At 53.7% G+C, this 21189-nt stretch carries 20 protein-coding genes; 7 read left to right on the top strand and 13 right to left on the bottom strand.

The window, feature by feature from the left end; genetic code table 11:
• The first annotated feature begins 244 nt into the window (after positions 1-244).
• Entirely contained in the window at positions 245-1018 is a 774-nt protein-coding gene (locus tag NR302_RS09380; RefSeq protein ID WP_258145089.1) for a type IV toxin-antitoxin system AbiEi family antitoxin, read from the top strand.
• A 3-nt stretch (positions 1019-1021) separates the two neighbouring features.
• The gene (locus NR302_RS09375) at positions 1022-1939 is read left to right on the top strand and encodes a nucleotidyl transferase AbiEii/AbiGii toxin family protein (RefSeq protein WP_258145088.1); all 918 of its coding nucleotides are present in this window, start codon (positions 1022-1024) and stop codon (positions 1937-1939) included.
• Positions 1940-1941: 2 nt separating this feature from the next.
• On the opposite strand, the gene NR302_RS09370 is transcribed toward NR302_RS09375, so the two are convergent.
• Positions 1942-2832 carry a LysR substrate-binding domain-containing protein gene (locus NR302_RS09370; protein WP_258145087.1) on the bottom strand — a complete coding sequence of 297 codons (891 nt, stop codon included), beginning with the start codon at positions 2830-2832 and terminating at the stop codon, positions 1942-1944.
• A 107-nt stretch (positions 2833-2939) separates the two neighbouring features.
• Here NR302_RS09370 and NR302_RS09365 point away from each other — a divergent pair, with 107 nt between their 5' ends.
• Complete coding sequence (locus tag NR302_RS09365; protein ID WP_258145086.1) at positions 2940-3521, top strand: nuclear transport factor 2 family protein; 582 nt, start codon at positions 2940-2942, stop codon at positions 3519-3521.
• Here NR302_RS09365 and NR302_RS09360 read toward each other — a convergent pair whose 3' ends face one another.
• The 6 genes from NR302_RS09360 to NR302_RS09335 all read right to left on the bottom strand — a co-directional run bounded on the left by NR302_RS09360 (position 3522) and on the right by NR302_RS09335 (position 10182).
• Entirely contained in the window at positions 3522-4496 is a 975-nt protein-coding gene (locus NR302_RS09360; RefSeq protein WP_008104043.1) for a sugar-binding transcriptional regulator, read from the bottom strand.
• Between the two features lie 156 nt (positions 4497-4652).
• The gene (locus tag NR302_RS09355) at positions 4653-5510 is read right to left on the bottom strand and encodes a phosphogluconate dehydrogenase C-terminal domain-containing protein (protein ID WP_258145085.1); all 858 of its coding nucleotides are present in this window, start codon (positions 5508-5510) and stop codon (positions 4653-4655) included.
• Positions 5511-5514: 4 nt separating this feature from the next.
• Positions 5515-6324 (bottom strand): sugar phosphate isomerase/epimerase, encoded by an 810-nt coding sequence (locus NR302_RS09350; RefSeq protein WP_258145084.1) that lies wholly within the window; start codon positions 6322-6324, stop codon positions 5515-5517.
• A complete protein-coding gene (locus NR302_RS09345) occupies positions 6324-7097 on the bottom strand; it encodes a triose-phosphate isomerase family protein (protein WP_258145083.1) in 774 nt (257 codons plus the stop codon). Before NR302_RS09345 ends, NR302_RS09350 begins: the two co-directional genes overlap by 1 nt.
• Positions 7098-7100: 3 nt before the next feature.
• Positions 7101-8846: a dihydroxyacetone kinase family protein gene (locus tag NR302_RS09340; protein ID WP_258145082.1), complete on the bottom strand. Its 1746-nt coding sequence runs from the start codon at positions 8844-8846 to the stop codon at positions 7101-7103.
• Position 8847: 1 nt separating this feature from the next.
• Positions 8848-10182 (bottom strand): MFS transporter, encoded by a 1335-nt coding sequence (locus NR302_RS09335; RefSeq protein WP_258145081.1) that lies wholly within the window; start codon positions 10180-10182, stop codon positions 8848-8850.
• 446 nt (positions 10183-10628) lie between these two features.
• Between NR302_RS09335 and NR302_RS09330 the strand changes: the two genes are divergently transcribed.
• The gene (locus NR302_RS09330) at positions 10629-11087 is read left to right on the top strand and encodes an RpiB/LacA/LacB family sugar-phosphate isomerase (RefSeq protein ID WP_258145080.1); all 459 of its coding nucleotides are present in this window, start codon (positions 10629-10631) and stop codon (positions 11085-11087) included.
• Between the two features lie 29 nt (positions 11088-11116).
• Entirely contained in the window at positions 11117-13108 is a 1992-nt protein-coding gene (gene tkt, locus NR302_RS09325) for a transketolase (protein ID WP_258145079.1), read from the top strand.
• A 134-nt stretch (positions 13109-13242) separates the two neighbouring features.
• Here the strand turns inward: tkt and NR302_RS09320 are convergent, their stop codons facing one another.
• The 3 genes from NR302_RS09320 to NR302_RS09310 form a co-directional block, all read right to left on the bottom strand.
• Positions 13243-13848 (bottom strand): TetR/AcrR family transcriptional regulator, encoded by a 606-nt coding sequence (locus NR302_RS09320; protein WP_258145078.1) that lies wholly within the window; start codon positions 13846-13848, stop codon positions 13243-13245.
• Between the two features lie 54 nt (positions 13849-13902).
• A complete protein-coding gene (locus NR302_RS09315; RefSeq protein WP_258145077.1) occupies positions 13903-14658 on the bottom strand; it encodes an alpha/beta fold hydrolase in 756 nt (251 codons plus the stop codon).
• Between the two features lie 69 nt (positions 14659-14727).
• A complete protein-coding gene (locus NR302_RS09310; RefSeq protein ID WP_258145180.1) occupies positions 14728-15408 on the bottom strand; it encodes a type 1 glutamine amidotransferase domain-containing protein in 681 nt (226 codons plus the stop codon).
• 203 nt (positions 15409-15611) lie between these two features.
• Here NR302_RS09310 and NR302_RS09305 point away from each other — a divergent pair, with 203 nt between their 5' ends.
• Complete coding sequence (locus tag NR302_RS09305) at positions 15612-16628, top strand: lipoate--protein ligase A (RefSeq protein WP_258145076.1); 1017 nt, start codon at positions 15612-15614, stop codon at positions 16626-16628.
• Positions 16629-16662: 34 nt separating this feature from the next.
• Here NR302_RS09305 and NR302_RS09300 read toward each other — a convergent pair whose 3' ends face one another.
• On the bottom strand, positions 16663-18054 hold the full coding sequence (locus NR302_RS09300) for a PTS transporter subunit EIIC (protein WP_258145075.1): 1392 nt from the start codon (positions 18052-18054) through the stop codon (positions 16663-16665).
• A 304-nt stretch (positions 18055-18358) separates the two neighbouring features.
• On the opposite strand from NR302_RS09300, the gene NR302_RS09295 reads away from it, so the two are divergent.
• A complete protein-coding gene (locus NR302_RS09295; protein WP_258145074.1) occupies positions 18359-19558 on the top strand; it encodes an enolase C-terminal domain-like protein in 1200 nt (399 codons plus the stop codon).
• A 1-nt stretch (position 19559) separates the two neighbouring features.
• Here the strand turns inward: NR302_RS09295 and NR302_RS09290 are convergent, their stop codons facing one another.
• Together NR302_RS09290 and NR302_RS09285 are read right to left on the bottom strand one after the other, a co-directional pair.
• The gene (locus NR302_RS09290; RefSeq protein ID WP_258145073.1) at positions 19560-20276 is read right to left on the bottom strand and encodes a GntR family transcriptional regulator; all 717 of its coding nucleotides are present in this window, start codon (positions 20274-20276) and stop codon (positions 19560-19562) included.
• Between the two features lie 114 nt (positions 20277-20390).
• The gene (locus NR302_RS09285) at positions 20391-21053 is read right to left on the bottom strand and encodes a pirin family protein (RefSeq protein ID WP_258145072.1); all 663 of its coding nucleotides are present in this window, start codon (positions 21051-21053) and stop codon (positions 20391-20393) included.
• Positions 21054-21189: the final 136 nt, after the last annotated feature.

The raw sequence follows: 21189 nt of genomic DNA, 5'->3' as shown, positions 1-21189 counted from the left end.
GGCAGGGATTCTCAACAAGGAAAAATACAGGATATATCCTGAACATAGCACGAACAAGACCGTTCGGTTATGGCACTGCGTGTTGCGGAATAAGCGTGCTTGATGGGTTTAACATATTCCATATTAACGGCGATAATCGCCGTCGATGAGCAAAATGGTAAACTTTTTCACACCATTGGTTTATATTTATCCATATCGACGGCAATCATTGCCGCCAATTACATGATTTTCAAACTGGTGACCTATGCTCAATGCTGAAAGTAGAAAACTGCTAAGGACCTTGATTCCTTCTGGGTTAATCGCGACGAAAGCATGGCTGCAAGAGAAAGGTTTAAACCCCCATTTTGTTGATAATGCAGTGAAGAGCGGCACCTTGATATCGCTTAAACCCGGTGTTTATACGCGTGAAACTGAACCTCTACAGTGGAAAGGCGTGATGACTTCGTTGCAAAGAATGCAGGAACATCCCGTTCATGTCGGAGGATTAACCGCTCTGGAGTTAGAAGGTTTGGCGCACTATCAGTCGCGTGGAAAATTAACCAGTGTTCAGATCTACTCAGAGGCGCAGCTGCCGGCCTGGTTAAACAAACTCGATATCAATACGGATTTTGATTACCACGGCACACGCAAAATTTGGCCGCAATCACTCATGTATGAGAGGAAATTTCTCCGCGAAGAGGTGTGGCATGAATCTTTACCTGCCTTGCGCTATTCCGGCCCTGAAAAAGCCATATTGGAAGTGTTAACCGATGTACCCAAAACGATCAGTTTTGAACATGCAGATCAACTCATGCAAGGACTCTCAACATTGTCGCCACGTAAAATAGACGCACTTTTGCGAGCCTGCTCCAGTATTAAAGCAAAGCGATTATTTATGTGGCTGGCTGAAAGACATAATCATGCATGGCTTAAACACCTGCAGCCGGAAGCGTATGATTTTGGCGCCGGAAAACGTGAGCTCGCCAGATCTGGCCGACTTGATAGTAAATGGAACATTACTGTTCCAAAGGAGATGTGACCGATGGACAGAACGAGTATCTATTATCGGCAGGTACAACTGCTGCTGCAAATTCTGCCATTTATCTCTCTACATGATTGTTTTGCCTTAAAAGGTGGAACGGCAATCAATCTTTTCATCCGGGAATTACCGCGTTTATCTGTGGATATCGACCTCGTATTTTTACCGGCATTAGATCGCATCGAAGCATTAGCTGCGATAAAAAGTGCATTGAATGAGATTGCTGAAGAAATAAGCATCAAGCTAGTCGGCAGCAGCGTTATTCGTTCTTATGAAGATAAAAATGATGCATTACGGCTTACTGTGAATCATGCCGGCGTGCAAATTAAAATTGAATTGTCACCGGTGTTACGTGGAACCGTGTATGAATCCAGAATAATGCAGGTCTGTGAATTGGTTGAAGATGAGTTTGGTTTTAGTGAAACCAACGTCGTTTCATTTGCCGACCTGTATGCGGGAAAGATTTGTGCGGCGCTTGATCGACAACATCCCAGAGACCTGTTCGATGTCAAATTCCTGCTCGAAAATGAAGGGTTAACAGAGGCGTTACGCAAAGCATTGTTGGTTTATTTGATCAGTCACCCTCGCCCGCTAGCCGAACTGCTGCAACCGCAGTTAAAGGACATTTCAGGCATCTATGATGGCGAATTTCGTAACATGGCGGAAATAGATGTACCCTTGCATGAACTTGAAGGAGCCAGAGGTCATTTAATTGATACGATTAATACTGCAATTACGGATAAAGAACGCAGGTTTCTCCTCTCTTTCAAAAATGGCCAACCCGATTGGTCGCTTCTGGAGTTATCGAATATCGATCAACTTCCTGCCGTTCGCTGGAAACTGCAAAACTTAGCGAATATGCCCAAATCCAAACATACGGCTTCAGTTAATAAGTTGAAGAGCGTTCTGCAAATTATTTAGCATTAGGCTTCATGCGCAGTTACCCGCGCAGTAGCAAGATACGCCAACACCGCGCCGCTGCACTTATCCTTACGACTGACCATCATTAAATTCGCCGATAACTCAGCTGAGTCCAGCGTTCGATAAACCACGCCGGGGATCGCCACTTGTGTTAACGGTGCTGGCACCAGCGCGATACCCAGCCCGGCACCGGCCATGGCGAGCACGCTTAGCGTGCTGGAGATGCGATACGCGATATGCAGCCTGTCCCCTAACAGTCGATGTAAAGCGGCGTCAAAATGTGACTGACCTTCATGGGTGGCGTACATAATCAGTGGCTGATGCGCCAGCATCTCAATAGTTACGCGCGGCTTCACCGCCAGCGGATGATCGCTGGACATCACCACCACGCGTGGCCACTCGCCAATTAAGTCATACGCCAGCGCAGACGTCGGTTCTGGATGATAGTCAGGCATATATCCGACATCGAGCATGCCGTTGTTAATCGCCTCATGTTGCAGATGCGGCGCCATCTCCTGACACACCAGTTCCGCCTGCGGATATGCATGATGAAAGGCGCGTATGTCGCGCATCAATCTGCCGCTAAACACGGCGTTGCCAGCGAAGCCAACGCGTACCCGACCAATTTCTCCGCGCATTGAACGTTGAACCACGTGACGGGTGTGCTCAGCTTGCTCCAGCGTCCGTCTCGCCTCGGCCTGCAATAGCAAGCCCGCTTCGGTGAGTTCGACGCGACGACTGGTGCGTAAAAATAGCGGGCCGCCTAGCTCAGCTTCAAGCGCTTTAATCTGCATACTCAATGCCGGTTGCACAATATTCAGCCGTTGCGCCGCGCGGCCAAAATGGCCCTCTTCAGCAACAGTTAAAAAGTAGCGCAGATGACGCAATTCCATATTCGCCCCATTAATCACTAAAAATGATTGATCCGTAATTTCTATCTATTTGAGTTTAGCGTAGTCAGCGCACAAACTGAACGCCGTCAACTTACAGGAGCTACAACATGCAAAACCAACTTCAGGATCGCCAACAACTCAATGACCTTATGAATGGCTGGATGCACCGCGATTTGGGCGAATGGGATCAATTACGCGATCTGTTCCACGCCGATGGCACGATTGAAATTACCTGGTTTGAAGGGCTGGCAAGTGACTTTGTCACGGGTTCAATGCGCATGGGGAAATCCGATCTTCGCACCAAACACTTCATTGCCTCTCCAGCGATCACCTTCAACGCCAGTGGCAACAAAGCGATTCTTGAAACCAATGCGATGATCATTGCGGAGAATGTGCAACTGAATGTCGGCTGTGAATGCCACAACCGCTTTTATGACATGGCTGAAAAACGCGACGGTGTGTGGCGACTGGTGCGTCGCCAAAGTATTTACGATATGGGGACCTTTACCTTCCCGCTGGGTCTGGTGGAAATAGACCACGCCGTGGTAGCGAAATATCCGCGTGAATACGCCACACTGGCGTATCTGCTGGAGAAGAGCGGCTTCCCGTTACAGCGCGTTTTTGCTACGCGCGGCAGTGAACTGGAGCAAAACATCAAACGCGATGCTAAGCAGTGGTTGGCCGTTTAACTAAACCTTTTCCTGCGACAAACTCAAAATGGTGCGGATATTCTGCGCGGTGGTAGCAATGATATCGATCGCGCCAGTGCGAAGTGCACCGAGGATCGCCATCGCTTTGGTATTTTCTGCGGCAATGGCGATCACGCAGGGGATTTTGCGCAGCTCATCAATGCTCAGACCAATCACGCGATCGTTCATCACGGTATCGACGTGTTGTCCCTGTGAATTAAAGAAGTCATAGCCGGCGACATCGCCCGTCACGCCCTGATTAACGCTGGCGTCGATGATTTCGTGCGGCGTGAACCAGCCGAGCTTCACCATATAGCTGTTTTCATTCATGTCACCGATGCCCACCAGCGCCACATCCGCTTTGCGCGCGCGGTCCAGCGTCTCTTTGATGGTGCCGTTTTGCATAAAGGCATCGCGCAGCGCGCGGTTTTCAACATAGGCGGGCGCATACAGCGTTTCGCTGATGCCACCAAACTTCTTCGCCAGACGACGGCTGATATGATCAGCATTGATGGCATCGCCTGGACGATGCGTGCCGCCAATGCCGCTGATGAACAGGCAGTTACGCGTCGGTACCTGGCCGGGATAATCGGCGACAGCGGCAACGTTGCGCCCTTGCCCAACGGCGACAATGGCGTCGTCTTTCAGCGACTGCGCTAAATGTGACGACACCAGCGCGGCAACCTGACGTCGCTGCTCTTCCTGATCGGGCTGATCGAGCGCTATCAGCGCACGTTGCAGTTGTGGGAAGCGATTTTGCAGCTGTTGTTCAAGGCGGGTACTAAAGACGGGATGGTAACGCACGTTGATTTCGACGATGCCCTCTTCGCGCGCGCGTTTGAGCAGTCGACCGACTTTAATGCGGGAAATACCAAACTTACGCGCAATCTCCTCCTGGGTGATTTCGTCCTGATAATAGGCGACAGCTATTTCCGTCAGTAGCTCGGAGTCCTGAGAAAGCGTGTTTTTTTCCATCCGTAACCTGTCTTTTGTTGAAATCGTGCGCACGGGCGCAAGCGGATCGTTGTAGGGTCGCCATTAATGGCGACCAGGGATTTTGGGAAGGAGTTATATCATTGATACGACTCGCTTCGCCAGACAACAGCGCCGCGAGTCGATCGAGCATCACGCTTAGCGCTTGATGGCGTCGATTTTCAGCATACGGGCAATCACGATATCCAGCTCTTTCTGATCGAAGATCTGTTTCCAGTCAGGTTTCACAATCTTCTCACGGCCGTACTCCATGGCGATCATGCAGGCATCCGAGAACGGGTTAGTCGCGCGGAACGCCACGGCCAGCGCGATTTGAATGTGGCCGTACAACATCGCTTTGGCCGCTTCTTCCGGCACGCCGCTGTGTTTCACTGTTTCGTTCAGCGCTTCTTTCATGAACGCGCCGACCATGCAGGCCACGGTTTCCACCAGCGTGGGTTCCAGATACGCCAGCTGCGTCACGGTGACCCAATGCACTTGCTCCACCGGCCCGTACATCACGCTGATCACCTTGCTCAGCTCGGCTTTCTGCTCATCTGAACCGGTTTCATACGACGCCGCTACGTGCTGAACCGCCGCAATCCCGCCGAAGGCATCGGCATGTTCTTCTTTGGTGTAACGCTCAAGGAATACCGACGGATGGCAAGGATGCGCCACCGCGTATTCAATGCCATCGCGATGGGCAATCAAATTGGCGTATGCCGCTGCGGGGTCCAGCGTCAGCAGAATCGCGCCCGCTTTCATCTGTGGCACCACGCCTTCAGAGACTTTGCCCAGCACGATATCCGGCACCGCCAGAATCACCACGTCGCTCAATGGCACCACGGAGGCCGCATCAGAGAGTTCACGCCCCTGCGCGCTTACCTGCTCTTGCGCCTTCGGTGAGTTCTCACAGTAAAACACCTGGTAATCGCTTTTCTGGAAGTTGGCAGAAATACGCATACCCATTTTGCCGCCCGCGCCAATCACGGTGATGGTTTTAAGTTGCACGCTCATGTTGTTACTCCTGATCTTGTTTACTACGTAAGAATTCAACGGTGCGGCGAGTCCATTCGGCTTCTCGCTCGCAGGTCAGCGCGGCATCGTCCTGCCACGGCAACCAATGTTCGACGATTTGGTTAATGCCTTTATCCGCCGGGCGCACACTGGCGATCATCCGGTCGTAATCCAGCAAGCCTTCGCCCATCGGGCAACCGGCAAAGGTAAAGCCAACCCAGCCATCACGTCGGGTGAAAGCAAAGTCTTTGATGTGCAGATTGCCGACGCGCGCGGCGGTGTTGGCAATCACCTGCTCTGGCAATTCGAGTCCAGCGACACAGTTGGCGGGATCGAGACACACGCCGAGCCACGGCGACAGGAACTTGTTGATCACCGACATCATCGCGCCGCTGTTCACCTGTTCGTATGTCTCCAGACAGAGACGCACCTGCTGGCGGGCAAAATCTGGCAACACCGCGCCAATCAACGCGGCAGCTTCGTCGAGCGAAGGACGGTGATCGGCGGTGTAGAACATCGAACGTATTACGCGCGCATCGAGGATTTCCGCCATATGCAGATAACGACGCAGATGCTCGGTGCCAAGGCCGCGCGTGCCGAGTTCCAGCGTGATACCGAGCGCATCGGCCTGCTGACGTAGCGCCAGCAGTTGTGCGTCAGACCAGCTTTCAATCGCCGGGTAGTCGCAGATTTGAAACACCGACACATCGAGATCGGCGGTCTGTTGCAGCATCTGCTCCAGCGTCAGCGGATGAGGTACTTTCGACGACATGCGCCAGAAAAAGGCGTAGGTACTGAGTCCGATACGGCTCATCAACCGAGCTCCTGAGCCAGCTCACTGGCTTCATCAATAATTTGTGCCAACGCGTTGGGATCGTGAGCAAAGCGCCCCAGGAACAGGCCATTTACGTCCGCGCCAAGGCGCTGAATCAGTCCCGGCCCCGCGCTGCCGCCGTAGATGATTTTGAGAGTGATGCCGGACGGCGTGGCGAGCTGCTGCAACCCGGCGCACACTGCGCGGATGTAGCTGTCCGGTGCCGGTTGCGGCGCACCAATCGCCCACTGCGGTTCGTAGGCAAAGAACACTTCGCCCTTTAAGCCCTGCTGCGCCGACTCGGCCAGCGCTTCGGCCAGCTGCTGCTGGCACAGCGCGATCGCCTGCTGCGGTTCTGACTGCACTTCTTCACCGATGCACAACACCGGCGTGATGCCGTGACGCAGCGACATCGCCACTTTGGCGGCGATTTGCACTTTATCTTCGTGGAAATGACGACGGCGCTCAGCGTGACCAATTTCGGCCAGCGAGCAGCCTAACTCCTGCAACATGCTGGCGCTGACTTCGCCGGTCCAGGCGCCGTTCTCCGCCTGGCAAACATCCTGGCCGCCAAAGCGCACCGGTGTGTTAGCGAAGATCTCTGCAACCGCCGGAATCGCCGGATAAGCCGGTAACACAAACAAGCCCACTTCGCCGTTTTTCACCGCAGCATGATTGGCTAATGCCGCCACATCGCGACACCATTGCAAAGTTTGCTGATAACCGAAGTACATTTTCAAACTGACGCCGAGCCAGATTTTTGGCTGAGACATGCTTCAAGCTCCTTGTTCAGAGGCACTGTGTTCTTTTAGCAGATCGCCGACGGTATTGACGATCAATGCCAGCGAAATCGCTCCGGCATCCGGCGTGCCAACGCTTTTTTCTGCCAGCGGACGCGCGCGCCCCATTTTTGGTACCAGCTGCGCGGTGTCCTGCGCAGCTTTATCGGCCACCTGCGCAGCCTTCAGCCAGGCGTCGGTTAACGACGCGCCAGCGGCAACCGCTTCGTTCAGGCTGTCGCTAAACGGCACCAGCACATCAACCATGGTTTTATCGCCGACGCGCGCTTTACCAAAGTGCATGATGCCTTCTTTCGCTTCACGTACGCCGGTGGCCACGCGCTGCGCATCTGGCGTTTGACGATCGCCAAGCGCGGTACCCAACGCGGTAAGCGCCACGCCCCACAATGCGCCCGAGGTGCCACCGGCTTTATCGGCCCAGGCATCCGCCGCGCGGCACAGCAAGCTGCCCGCACCGGCACCACGCGCCGCAACTTCACGCGCCTTCTCAACCGCGCCCAGTACGCCGCGCTCCATGCCGATACCGTGATCGCCGTCGCCGGCCACCGCATCGATATCGCCAAGACGCTCAGCGTTACGCTGTAACATTTCTGCCACTGCTTCGAGCAGTTGCAGCACGCGTTTCGCGCTCTCTTGCGATTCGGCTGTAGCTGATGGCAAGGCTTCTTCCGTGCTTTCAACCAACTCTGAGGCGCTTAACGGCTCGGCCACCAATACGCTGCCTTTACGGTAAGCGGGCGTATTGGTCGGCGCACGCCACAAAGTTTCCAGCTGATCGTCCAGCCACATCAGCGTCAGTGACGCACCGGCCATATTGAAGCTGGTGACAAACTCACCGACGTCGGGCTCAACCACCTGCAGCTTAGCCGCCTCCAGCAGTTGTGCAACGCGACGATAAACGACAAACAGCTCTTCATATTTCACCGAGCCCAGCCCATTGAGGATCACCGCCACGCGCTGACCTTCGGCCTGTGGGATATCGGCTGGCAGTTCATTGAGCAAGCGCTCCACGAAGATTTCGGCCAGCTCATCCGCGCTTGGCATGTCGGTCTCTTTGATCCCCGGCTCGCCGTGAATGCCGAGTCCCAGCGCCATGCGCCCTTTTTCTACTTCGAACAGCGGATGCGAAGCGCCTGGCAAGCTGCAACCGGAAAACGCCACGCCAAATGTACGCGTGCGGTTATTCGCGTGCTGTGCCAGCTGCAACACCTGTGATAAATCGTGACCCGCTTCAGCTGCGGCGCAGGCGGCTTTGAACACGCACAGATCGCCTGCCACACCGCGACGCTTCTCCAGCTCATCTTTACCCGCGCTGGAGATATCGTCGGTTACCGCCAGCACTTCACAAGCGATGCCTTCCGCGCGCAGACGCTCGCAGGCCTGGCCGAAGTGCAGCACATCGCCAGCGTAGTTACCGAACATCAGCAACACGCCCGCGCCGTTATGGGCCGCACGCGCCACGTTGTAGATCTGCTGCGCCGACGGCGATGCAAATAAGTTGCCCATCGCCGCGCCGTGCGCCAGACCTTGTCCAACCAACCCGGCGAACGCCGGATAGTGACCGGACCCGCCGCCCACAATCACCGCCACCGTATTGGGCTGGCTGCGGGTGCTGCGCACCACGCCTCCGGCGACCTGACGGACTTTATCGGCGTTGGCGGCAACAAAGCCTTCGATAAGCTCAGCGGCAAAGGCTGAAGGTTGGTTAAACAGGTACGTCATATTAATGCTCCTGAGCTAAAGAGGTCGGCTGAGACGGCGAGCGACGGCGATTAAGTAACAGCATGAGGAACGCGGACAGCAGCATGAATCCACCTACCACAAACATCGGCAAGGCGTAGCTGTTGGTGGCGTCATGCAGTGCGCCGGTGATGTAGCCCGCAGAGAAGCCCGCTACGTTTCCTAAGGTGTTGATCAAGGCAATGGCTGCGGCGGCAGATGCGCCGGTCAGGAATTGCGTCGGTAAGGTCCAGAAGTTCGGCAGCGCGGCGAAGATGGAGCTGGCAGTAATCGCAATCACCATGATGGTGGTGAACGGCGAATCCATATACAGCGCCAGCGGCACGCTGATGCCGCCTGCCAGCGCCGGAATGGCGATGTGCCAGGTTTTGCAGCCGCGACGTGTGGCATCTTTCGACCAGAAGAACATCACCACCGCCGCGATCAGGTACGGCACGCCGGTAATCAGCCCTTTCTGCATCACGTTAAAGATGGTGCCAAACTGCTGCTGGAAGCCCGCGATGATGGTCGGCAGGAAGAACGCCAGCGCATACAGGCCATAAATAAAGCCGAAGTAAATCAGGCACAACATCCACACGCGGCCGTTACCCATCACCGAACGCAGGCTGTGTTTTTGATGGCCCTGCTTCTGTTGATGCTCGGCTTCCAGTTCGGTGGTCAGCCAGGTTTTCTCTTCGGCGGTCAGCCACTTGGCCTGACGCGGCGAATCCACCAACCAGAACAGTGCGACGATACCAATCAGAATCGCGGGAATTGAGACACCCATAAACATCACGCGCCAGCCTTCCATACCAAACAGGCCGTGCTGCTGAATCAGTGACGCGGCTAAAGGTGCACCGAACACCACCGTCAGCGGCTGAGCAAGATAGAACAGCGACAGGATTTTGCTGCGATGACGTCCCGGCACCCACATGCTGAGATAGAGAATCGCGCCAGGGAAGAAGCCGGCTTCGGCGATACCCAGCAGCAGACGCAGCGTATACAAGCCTTCCACACTGCTCACCCAGGTGAACAGCAGCGAGACAATGCCCCAGCTGATCATGATGCGCGCCAGCCAGCGACGCGCGCCGAACTTATGCAGCGCGAGGTTGCTTGGTACTTCCAGCAGGATGTAACCAATAAAGAAGATGCCCGACGCCAGGCCAAACTGCAGCGCGGTGAGGCCTAGGTCTTGCGTCATGCCGTTGGGGCCGGCAAACGAAATCGCGGTGCGATCGAGGAAGTTGATAAAGAACATCAGCGCCACGAACGGCACTAAGCGCCAGGAGATTTTTCTGATGGTGGATTGTTCCACCGCCGTCATTGTTTGTTGGTTCATAACGCACCTCCACGACGTGCGTGAGTGATCATTTCTTTATGTGGTGTTGACCAAACGCCAAAGGGGCGCTGGCTGCAGGAGTACTGAGAGGTACGGTGTAAATGACACATGTTCGAGTCCTCGATGGGTCTTCTTGTACATTGGTATAGTCATGCGAACATATGAACACTACACGGATATTTGTGCATCTCTCAACTGCAACACGCGAAAGTGTGAGCGGCTTCATGAGATTTGATTTTGGTCAATTTATCGGATTACTGCGCCCATGCGGCGCGGCACAGGCGGTTTAGCAGGGTTTCCTGAGGAATTCAGGCGCGATCCTGAAGGCAATTCATATGAACAACCATTGAACATATGATTGTGTTTATGGCAGGCTAACCATGAACATCTTCTCGCCTGCTGAACAAACGTGCAGGCGTCATTGCACACCCTGCTGGAGAACGACGATGAAAACTATCGCAATTGGCGCCGATGATGCGGCTATCGAATTGAAAAATGTGATTAAAAAGCTGCTGGAAGAGAAAAAGTATGTGGTGACGGATTACACCAATGACGCGCAAAACGACCGTCCGATGTACCCGGATGTGGCATTTGCGCTCGCCACCGCCATCCAGAAGAATGAATTTGAGCGCGGCATTTTGCTGTGCGGCACCGGTATCGGTGTGGCGATTGTTGCTAACAAGGTGGAAGGCGTGCGTGCAGCGCAGTGTCACGACACCTTCTCTGCCGAGCGTGCTCGCAAGAGCAACAATGCGCAGATCATGACCATGGGCGCGCGCGTCATCGGGCCTGAGCTGGCGAAGAACATCGTGAATGCCTGGCTGGCATCGGAGTTTGAAGGTGGCGGCTCAACCGCCAAAGTTGAGAAGATCGGTTACTACGAACAAGTATCTCACGCTAAATAAGCGCCGACGTCGCACCTCTGGAGAACCTTATGTCTACACGCCGGGAAAGAGCCAACGCCATCCGCGCTTTGAGTATGGATGGCGTACAACAAGCCAATTCGGGACATCCGGGTGCCCCGATGGGCATGGCGGATATCGCTGAAGTCTTGTGGCTCGACTTTTTACAGCACAATCCACGCAATCCCAACTGGGCTAACCGCGACCGCTTTGTGCTGTCGAACGGTCACGGCTCAATGCTGATCTATAGCCTGCTGCACCTGAGCGGTTACGATTTACCGCTCAGCGAATTAAAAAATTTCCGCCAGCTGCACTCCAAAACGCCGGGGCATCCGGAATACGGTTACACCGCAGGCGTTGAAACCACCACCGGCCCGCTGGGTCAGGGCATTGCGAACGCAGTCGGTTTTGCCATTGCCGAGCGCACGCTGGCGGCGCAGTTCAACCGTCCGGGTCATGACATCGTAGACCATAACACCTACGTGTTTATGGGCGACGGCTGCATGATGGAAGGCATCTCACACGAAGTCTGCTCCATCGCCGGTACCCTGAAGCTGGGCAAGCTGGTTGCCTTCTATGATGACAACGGCATCTCCATCGACGGTCACGTTGACGGCTGGTTCACCGACGACACCGCTAAACGCTTTGAAGCCTACGGCTGGCACGTGGTGCGCGGCGTGGACGGTCACGACGCAGACGCAATTAAGAAAGCGGTTGAAGAAGCCAAAGCGGTTTACGACAAACCTTCGCTGCTGATGTGCAAAACCGTGATTGGCTTCGGTTCGCCGAACAAAGCCGGTACGCACGATTCGCACGGCGCGCCGCTGGGTGCCGATGAAATCGCGCTGACCCGCAAGCAGCTGGGCTGGAACCACGATCCGTTTGAAATCCCTTCAGACATCTACGCGCAGTGGGATGCCAAAGAAGCCGGCCAGGCGAAAGAGTCTGCGTGGGACCAGAAGTTTGCGGCCTACGCCGCTGCACATCCGGAACTGGCTGCGGAGTTCAAACGTCGCGTCAACAACGAGCTGCCAGCTAACTGGGCCAGCGAGTCGCAGAAATTTATCGAGCAGCTGCAGGCCAATCCGGCGAAAATTGCCAGCCGTAAAGCCTCGCAGAACGCCATCGAAGCCTTCGGTAAAATCCTGCCGGAATATCTGGGCGGCTCCGCTGACCTGGCGCCAAGCAACCTCACCATGTGGTCCGGTTCTAATCCGATCAATGAAGACGCGGCGGGCAACTACATTCATTACGGCGTGCGCGAGTTCGGTATGACCGCCATCGCCAACGGCCTGGCGCTGCACGGCGGTTTCCTGCCGTACACCGCCACCTTCCTGATGTTCGTCGAGTACGCGCGCAACGCCGCACGTATGGCCGCGCTGATGAAAATCCGTCAGATCATGGTCTACACCCACGACTCGATTGGTCTGGGCGAAGATGGCCCGACGCACCAGCCGGTTGAGCAGATGGCCAGCCTGCGCGTGACGCCGAACATGAGCCTGTGGCGCCCGTGCGACCAGGTTGAGTCAGCGGTGGCGTGGAAGTACGCTATCGAACGTGTTGACGGCCCGTCGGCGCTGATCTTCTCGCGTCAGAACCTGGCGCAGCAGGATCGCAGCGCTGAGCAGCTGGCGAACGTGGCGCGCGGTGGTTACGTGCTGAAGGACAGTGAAGGTACGCCAGAGCTGATCCTGATCGCCACCGGTTCAGAAGTGGAGCTGGCGGTGGCTGCTTATGAGCAGCTGACGGCGGAAGGTCGCAAGGTGCGCGTGGTGTCTATGCCATCCACTGACGCCTTCGACAAGCAGGATGCGGCTTATCGTGAATTCGTGCTGCCGAAAGCGGTTGCCGCCCGCGTGGCGATTGAAGCGGGTATCGCGGATTACTGGTTCAAATACACCGGCCTGAACGGGGCGATCGTCGGCATGACCACCTTCGGTGAGTCAGCGCCTGCGGATCAGCTGTTCAAAGAGTTTGGTTTCACCGTTGAGAACGTGGTTAAAACGGCGAAATCGATTCTGTGATTTGAGGTCGCCATAAATGGCGACCCTACGGTTTTTTGGCGCGGTTTTCGTAGGGTGCGCATTCATGCGCACCTGGTCGCCATCAATGGCGATCCGACAAAATCAAGGGCGACTCAGTTGAGTCGCCCTTTTTACTACGCGGTAATACGAATAATTTTTTGCGTCATGCTCATGGCGGAATCAAACGGGCTGGTATTGCGCACGATTTTCACCATAACGCTGGCCCCCACCCACAGCTGATAAAGGCTTTCCGCCACACGGCTCGGTTTATCATCGATAACTAACGAACCTTCCTCAACACCCGCTTCTAACGCTTCCGCCAGTCGCGCGATAATGCCGGCCGTGCCCGTCTGTAACGTGCCGCGCATGCTATCCGACAGATCGGCAACTTCCGCGCCCAGCTTCACCGCCAGACACTTGCCCTGACAATCGGAGAACGATTGCGATTCACGCCACAACTGCCAGTAATTCATCAGCCGCTGCGCCATCGTCAGGCTTGGCTGGCTTAATGTCGCATCAAGCTCAGCCAGATAATCATCGAAATAGCGCGCCAGCATATCCACCCCAAAAGCCTCTTTCGAGCTGAAGTAGTGATAGAACGAGCCTTTTGGCACACCGGCATCGGTGAGGATTTCATTTAATCCGACAGCCGAAAAACCCTTGCCGGCCATAATGCGTTGGCCAGTGGCAAGGATGTGATCGCGGATTTCATTGCTATGCAATTGGGATGAAGTAGTCATAGCGTTAGATTACCAAATACTAGACCAGTCGTCTATGCACTGAACATGCGTTTACTACTGCGATAAGCTGCGTGCCGCTTTCTCGATCACGGCCGCAATTTCTTTCGGCTGTGAAGCATAAATCGCATGATTCCCTTTCAACTCCGTTACGCTGCTATGCGCACGTTGCGCCATAAAGCGTTCCAGCTGCGGATTGATCGCACGATCTTCGGTTGCTACCACCGCCCAGCTGGGTTTGGTTTTCCAGGCTGGCGCACCGGCCGGTGCAGCAAAGGCCGCGACGGCAGGCATAACCTGAGAGCGCGCCAGCAAGTCGGTCTCTTTAACGGGCAGATCGGCGGCGAAATCAGCGTGGAATTTTTCCGGTTTCAAATAGAGATAATGGTCAGGAGTTTCGGCGATGGATTGCGCGGCGGGCGGATATTTTTTCGCCAGACTCAACAGCGAATCCCCTTGATCTGGCTGGAACGCGGCAATGTACACTAAGCCAGCAACCGACGGATCGTTACCCGCATCGCTGATAATCATGCCGCCGTAACTGTGTCCGACCAGCAGCGATTTACCCTGCTGCAATGCCAGAACGCGTCGGGTGGCCGCCGCATCATCAGCCAGCGAAGTTTGCGGCTCCTGCACAATCGACACTTTATAACCGGCTTTATCGAGAATGCGTGCCACCGGATTCCAGCCCGAGCCATCCACAAACGCACCGTGAACCAGCACAATGTTTTTCACCGGATCAGCCAGTGACGCCTGCGCATACACCGACAGCACTGCGCCTAACGCTAACGTGGTTAATGATTTTTTAAACATGATTTTTCTCTCCACAATTTTCACGATGCAAAACAAAGAAGGCGGACAGCGGTTCGCCTCCCGATGCGTTTATTGCGCCAGTTGCTTGATCAACTGTTGCGCCGTTTCTGCTGAAGAAGTTGGGTTTTGTCCAGTAATCAGCAAACCATCGCTGACTACATAAGAACTCCAGTCCGCGCCTTTCGAATACAGACCGCCCTTCGCAACCAGCTCGTCTTCCACCAGGAAAGGCACCACCTGAGTCAGGCCGACCGCTTCCTCTTCGCTGTTGGTAAAGCCGGTGACTTTACGGCCTTCTACCAGCGGTTTTCCTTGCGGCGTTTTGACGTGACGCAGCACACCCGGCGCATGACACACCAGCGCAACGTGCTTATTCGCGGCCAGGAAGCCTTCGATCAGCGCGATGGAGTGCTGATCTTCTGCTAAATCCCACAGTGGGCCGTGGCCGCCTGGGTAAAACACCGCGTCGAAATCGGCTGGCGATACGCTGTCGAGACGTACAGTAGAGGCGAGTTGCGCGGTTGCTGCGGCATCCGCTTCAAAACGATGCGTTTGCTCGGTCTGGAAATCGGGCTCATTGCTTTTAGGATCTAACGGCGGGTTGCCCCCTTTCGGCGACGCCAGCGTGATTTCTGCGCCAGCATCTTTGAATGCGTAGTAAGGCGCGGCCAGCTCTTCCAGCCAGAAACCGGTTTTACGTCCGGTATTACCCAATTGGTCGTGTGAGGTTAAAACCATAAGAATCTTCATCATCAATCTCCTGCTTGCTGGATTTAAACATCTAAACTAGACCAGTCGTCTAGCGCTTGAATTCAAAGTAACAGCTAATAGACCAGTCGTCTAGTGGCTAAATCATTTTTTTACTGAAATGAAATGCGCCGCTGTTTCTTATCTTTCGATTAGCTTAAGCGTACTCTATCCCGATTTGCCCTTTCTCACGGAACCGAAAAATCATGTCCACCCTGCGTTTGCTGATTTCTGACTCACACGATCCCTGGTTCAACCTCGCGGTAGAAGAGTGTATTTTCCGCCAGATGCCGACAACGCAGCGCGTGCTGTTTCTCTGGCAGAACGCCGAAACGGTGGTGATCGGCCGCGCCCAGAATCCGTGGAAAGAGTGCAATACGCGGCGGATGGCGGAAGACGGCATCAAGCTGGCACGGCGCAGCAGCGGCGGCGGCGCGGTGTTTCACGATTTGGGTAACTGCTGCTTTACCTTTATGGCTGGCAAACCGGAATACGATAAGTCGGTGTCAACGGCGATTATCCTGCGCGCGCTGGAACAGCTTGGCATTCCAGCTGAGGCTTCGGGTCGCAACGATATCGTGGTGAATGTGGATGGCGAGGTGCGCAAGATTTCCGGATCTGCCTATCGTGAAACGCCGGATCGCGGTTTTCATCACGGCACATTTTTGATGGATGCCGACCTTTCGCGTCTCGCCGATTACCTCAATCCAGACATTAAAAAATTACAGGCGAAAGGCATTACCTCGGTGCGTTCACGCGTGGCCAACATTGCCGATTTGGTGCCGGGCATCAGCTTTGACGCAATCTGCCGTGAGGTGATTGCCGCGTATTTTGCTTACTATCAGGAAGAGTGCGAACCGGAGCATATCTCCCCCGCCGCACTGCCTGATTTGCCCGGTTTCGAAGAGCAATTTGCGCGGCTAAGCAGCTGGGAATGGAATTTTGGTAATGCACCGGATTTCTCGCATCTGCTTAATGAGCGCTTTGTCTGGGGCGGTGTAGAGATCCATTTTGATGTGGAGCGCGGCGTGATTTCTCGCTGCCTGATTTTCACCGACAGCCTGAACCCTTCGCCATTAGAAGCGCTGGCATTACGTCTGCAGGGCGCGGTATATCGTCCTGAAACCATGTTGGCGCAATTAACGCTGTTGAAAACGGAATATCCGGAACAGCTTAATGAATTAAGCCAGCTGGAGAGTTGGTTGGTGGCGAGTGTGAGCTAAGTGGAAATCGGTCGCCATAAATGGCGACCCTACATTACTTATTCTCGGGCTGTGCGACTAAATCAGGTTCCTTACCCACCAAAATCAACGTCAGACTAAATGACATGATAAGCGCAATGGCGACGCCGGAAACGGCCCAGATAAAGTACGGGCCAATATAGGCCGGCAAACTGAATATACTGGAAAGAATGTAGCCATATAAACGCACGCCAAAGAAACCGATAAAGGCTGAAGCCAGCGCACTGGAAACCGTTGCCGCGATAAAGGCTTTTTTGTAGCGCGTTAACACGCCAAACAGCGCTGGTTCCGTGATGCCTAACAATGCTGAAATCGCGGCTGAAAGCGTGACCACTTTGTCCTGACGATTTTTACTTAATTTCCAGATGGCAAATGTCGCGCCGGCAATCGACATATTTGCCATAAACATCATCGGCATCAACATGTCATAACCGCGATCGCTGAAGTTCTGTAGCGCAATCGGTGTCATCGCGTGATGCATGCCGGTCAGCACCGCCACCGGGCGAATGGCGCCGACAATTAAGCCAGCAAAGCTCGCTGAAATACTGAATAAGCCCTCAATAAACAGCGCCAGACCTTTGCCAAGCCAAATCCCCATCGGGCCAATCACCACCAGCGCGGTCAATGCTGCAAGGAACAACGTTAAGGTTGGCGTAAATACGGTTTTCAATACTTCCGGCATAATGCGATCCACCCAGCGGTGAATATAACTGAGCGCCAGGATAGAGAAGATGACCGGGATAACGCTGGAGGCATAATTAAATACCGAAACTGGCAGCACGCCCATCAGCCAAAACGCGCTCACTGCGCCCTCCTGATGCGCCGCCAGCGCTTTTGCCGCATCGATTAAAGAGGGATACATTAAACAAGCCGCCACGGCCGCGGCTAAATACTCGTTGGTTTTAAATATTTTGGCGGCGGAGACCGCTAAAAAGAACGGCAGAAAATAGAACACGCCGCTGGCGATTAAATCAATCACCATCACCGTGTCGCTTTTGGCCGAGACCAGCTGCAACGCCACTAATCCAGCCAGCAATCCTTTGATCATCCCTGCGCCGGCAATGGCGGGAACAATCGGTCCAAACACGCCCGAGACGGTATCCATAAACAGCGATATCAGGCTTTTACGTGTTTTCTCATTTTGCGCAGTTTGTACGCCATCGTTATTTAATACCGGAACGATTTGCTCATACCAGCTATTGACCTTGGGCCCGATAATAATCTGGAATTGTTCGCTCTGCATTTGCGCGCCGAGTACACCGGGCAAGGTTTTAATTTCGCTCTGGTTAACTTTATTGTCATCAATAAGGTCAAAGCGCAGACGCGTCATGCAATGCCAGACTTTATTGATATTATTCTTCCCACCCACTAAGTGGATTATATTTTTTATTACTTCCTGCGTTCCCATACATGCTCCTGAGGGAAGAAAAACAGCCTGATGAAATCTGCACTGGATGGTAATAAATGACACCAGACAAAACAAACCAATAAATCATGACTGCGATCACAAAACCCGCCGCATCAGGGCCATTAAGCCATAAATTGGCAGATTGGTCTGTTTTATAGCGATAAAAACTCTGATTTACTGACCAATATTTATTGCCCAAAAAAGGGTTTGCGTCGCAATAAAAACCCAGTAATGATACGGCAAAAATAGCTTATCAACATGCCTTGATATTGCGTGCAGTCACTGCACCACAGGAGTATTTCTCGTGACCCCAACCATTATTGAAAGTATTGAGTGTTTTATTACCCGCCCCGATCGTCATAATCTTATTACCGTACGTGTCACCACCAATAAAGGGATTACCGGTCACGGCTGCGCCACCTTTCAACAGCGTCCTTTAGCGGTAAAAACCATGGTGGATGAGTATCTGGTGCCGCTATTAATGGGACGCGATGCCAACAATATTGAAGATCTGTGGCAGATGATGAACGTTAATGCCTATTGGCGTAACGGGCCGGTAACTAACAATGCCATTTCGGGTGTGGATATGGCGTTGTGGGATATCAAGGCGCAGTTAGCAGATATGCCTCTTTATCAGCTGTGGGGCGGCAAAGCGCGCGATGCAATTGCGGCTTACACCCATGCCAGCGGTGAAACACTGGACGAACTTTATACCTCAGTCGATAACGCCTTAGAGAAAGGCTATCGCCATATCCGCTGTCAGCTGGGTTTTTACGGCGGAACGCCCAAAGAACTCAACGCACCGGAAAATAGCACGTCAGGCGCTTATTATTCGCAGCAAGAGTACATGGCAAATACGGTTGAGATGTTCCGTGCGTTAAGAGAGAAATACGGACATCGTTTCGAAATTCTGCATGACGTGCATGAGCGCCTATTCCCGCAGCAGGCGATTCAACTGGTGAAACAGCTTGAGCCGTATATGCCCTATTTCCTTGAGGATGTGCTTCCTCCCGCGCAAACCGGCTGGTTGGAGCAGCTGCGTCAGCAAAGCGCGGTGCCATTAGCGCTAGGTGAATTATTTAATAATCCAGCGGAATGGCACGAGTTAATTGTGAATCGTCGCATCGACTTTATTCGTTGTCACGTCTCGCAGATTGGGGGCATTACGCCAGCGTTAAAACTGGCAGCGCTGTGTCAGGCATTTGGCGTGCGACTGGCATGGCACGGACCGGGCGATATGACGCCGATTGGCGTAGCGGTAAATACGCATCTGAATATTCATCTGCACAATGCTGCGATTCAGGAATTTATTCCGCGCTCAACGCTGACGGATGCAGTTTTCCCTGGCGCGCCGGAGATTAAAAATGGCTATATTTATCCGCCACAAGCATCAGGTATTGGCGTCGGATTTGATCAAGCGTTAGCGGAAAAACATCCGGTGGTTTATCGTCCGCATGAATGGACGCAAAGTCGACTGCCAGACGGCACCATTCACACGCCATAATTTAGCGCTGTTGCTGGCGGAAACGTAGATTATCCGGGTTATGCGGAATCAAATAGGTGCAGGTGTAATTAATATCAACGATGTCGCTGATTTCATACACCTGCCCGCCTTGCAAAATACCACGGTTAATAATGTGCATTGCCGGACTGCCCTTTTTACAGCCCAGTAACGTCGCCTGTTCGCGATTAACGCTAATCGCACGGTAGCTGGTGAGTAAATGTGAGATTTGATAGCCTTTGGACAACACATATTGCTGTATCGATCGCTCAATAATGTCACCGTTGAGATCGCTAAATAAGGTTGCTGGCATACGCGATATTTCAATCTGCACTGCCACATTATCCACATAGCGCAGGCGGGAAAACTCCCAGATAAAAGCATCGTCGTTAATAGCGAATATCTGTTGCTCGTCACTGTCCGGGCGTCTTTTACGCAGACTGATGGTGCGATAACGCATTTGATCGAAACGCTTTTCGGTGATCGAATTATACACCAGCGGGTTATTGCGCACCGTCTCGTTAATCCAAATGCCCGATCCCTGCACGATACGCACCGCACCGATACTGACCAGCTTCTCCAGTGCTTGCCGGATGGTGAAACGCGATACGCCATACTCTTCGGCCAGCTGGCGTTCAGGCGGTAATTTGCGGGGTGCGGAGGTATCTTCCTGATAGATCTTGCTTAGCAAATCCTGGATTATGAACTCTTTCTTTTTCATGGGATTAGCCTGCTCCTTTGTTGTGTTCGCAGATGATAACACGATGTTATGCGGAGGAAGGGTTAGGTGCGCATCAATGGGCTTAGGTCGCCATGAATGGCGACCCTACATGTATTATTGCACCAGAAAGGCGATTAGCGTTGCATCCCTTTCTCCCGTCAGCGCGGGTAATGGCGCGGTATCGCTCACGGAATCGCCCTTATGCAACCGTTCATTATCGATACGCACAATGCCGTCCAGCACGGTAATCCAGCTGGAATAGCCTGCACGCTGTGGCACATCCACCTGTTGGCCGCGCTCAAGTTTCAGGTCATAAATGTATATCGCCTGATTGAGCGCCAGCGGCGCCTCGCTGCCGTGCGGCCCTGCCAGTAACGTCCATGCGTTTGCTGCCGCACCGTCCACACGGGTAAAGGTATTCACCTGCGGTTCACCGCCGGTTTGCGCTGGGCGAATGGTGGCCTGCAGCAGTTCGGTTTCGATAAAAGGCGCAGACTCGGCAAAGCGCATCCCGCTACCGGCACTCAGCAGCAGCGCGCGTTTGGCGTTGAGGGAATGCGTTTCTCCCTGCTCGGTGCTGTGCAGCAGCGAACCGCGCCAAACGTAGCTGAAAATCTCACTGTCCTGATGCGAATGCAGCGGAATGGTGGCATCCAGCTGCAGCGTCATTTGATCGACAATCTCCAGCGGGCCAAACGCTTCACCGGGACGCTGACGTCGAATGTTAAAAGGACCATATTCAAACAGCTGATCGCGTTGGGCACGCAGGATGTTCATGGTGTTATTCCTCAATGATTTTTCTCTGTCCACCATCATAGAGATCGGGAAAACCATGAACAGCAGGCAAAACTGCTCGCTTAAACCAAAAAAACTGAACGACGATAAAGTGCCGCAATAATCAGAGCAGGTTAAT

The sequence above is a fragment of the Pantoea sp. SOD02 genome (genome assembly GCF_024707505.1).
In the GTDB taxonomy this organism is placed as follows: domain Bacteria; phylum Pseudomonadota; class Gammaproteobacteria; order Enterobacterales; family Enterobacteriaceae; genus Pantoea; species Pantoea symbiotica.
The sequence above is the reverse complement of the archived record's forward strand: the minus strand, read 5'-3'. Positions and strand labels throughout refer to the sequence as shown.

Coding starts and splice junctions, on each gene's coding strand:
- NR302_RS09380 (WP_258145089.1), top strand. CDS start 245: ATGCTCAATGCTGAAAGTAGAAAACTGCTAAGGACCTTGATTCCTTCT.
- NR302_RS09375 (WP_258145088.1), top strand. CDS start 1,022: ATGGACAGAACGAGTATCTATTATCGGCAGGTACAACTGCTGCTGCAA.
- NR302_RS09370 (WP_258145087.1), bottom strand. CDS start 2,832: ATGGAATTGCGTCATCTGCGCTACTTTTTAACTGTTGCTGAAGAGGGC.
- NR302_RS09365 (WP_258145086.1), top strand. CDS start 2,940: ATGCAAAACCAACTTCAGGATCGCCAACAACTCAATGACCTTATGAAT.
- NR302_RS09360 (WP_008104043.1), bottom strand. CDS start 4,496: ATGGAAAAAAACACGCTTTCTCAGGACTCCGAGCTACTGACGGAAATA.
- NR302_RS09355 (WP_258145085.1), bottom strand. CDS start 5,510: ATGAGCGTGCAACTTAAAACCATCACCGTGATTGGCGCGGGCGGCAAA.
- NR302_RS09350 (WP_258145084.1), bottom strand. CDS start 6,324: ATGAGCCGTATCGGACTCAGTACCTACGCCTTTTTCTGGCGCATGTCG.
- NR302_RS09345 (WP_258145083.1), bottom strand. CDS start 7,097: ATGTCTCAGCCAAAAATCTGGCTCGGCGTCAGTTTGAAAATGTACTTC.
- NR302_RS09340 (WP_258145082.1), bottom strand. CDS start 8,846: ATGACGTACCTGTTTAACCAACCTTCAGCCTTTGCCGCTGAGCTTATC.
- NR302_RS09335 (WP_258145081.1), bottom strand. CDS start 10,182: ATGAACCAACAAACAATGACGGCGGTGGAACAATCCACCATCAGAAAA.
- NR302_RS09330 (WP_258145080.1), top strand. CDS start 10,629: ATGAAAACTATCGCAATTGGCGCCGATGATGCGGCTATCGAATTGAAA.
- tkt (WP_258145079.1), top strand. CDS start 11,117: ATGTCTACACGCCGGGAAAGAGCCAACGCCATCCGCGCTTTGAGTATG.
- NR302_RS09320 (WP_258145078.1), bottom strand. CDS start 13,848: ATGACTACTTCATCCCAATTGCATAGCAATGAAATCCGCGATCACATC.
- NR302_RS09315 (WP_258145077.1), bottom strand. CDS start 14,658: ATGTTTAAAAAATCATTAACCACGTTAGCGTTAGGCGCAGTGCTGTCG.
- NR302_RS09310 (WP_258145180.1), bottom strand. CDS start 15,408: ATGAAGATTCTTATGGTTTTAACCTCACACGACCAATTGGGTAATACC.
- NR302_RS09305 (WP_258145076.1), top strand. CDS start 15,612: ATGTCCACCCTGCGTTTGCTGATTTCTGACTCACACGATCCCTGGTTC.
- NR302_RS09300 (WP_258145075.1), bottom strand. CDS start 18,054: ATGGGAACGCAGGAAGTAATAAAAAATATAATCCACTTAGTGGGTGGG.
- NR302_RS09290 (WP_258145073.1), bottom strand. CDS start 20,276: ATGAAAAAGAAAGAGTTCATAATCCAGGATTTGCTAAGCAAGATCTAT.
- NR302_RS09285 (WP_258145072.1), bottom strand. CDS start 21,053: ATGAACATCCTGCGTGCCCAACGCGATCAGCTGTTTGAATATGGTCCT.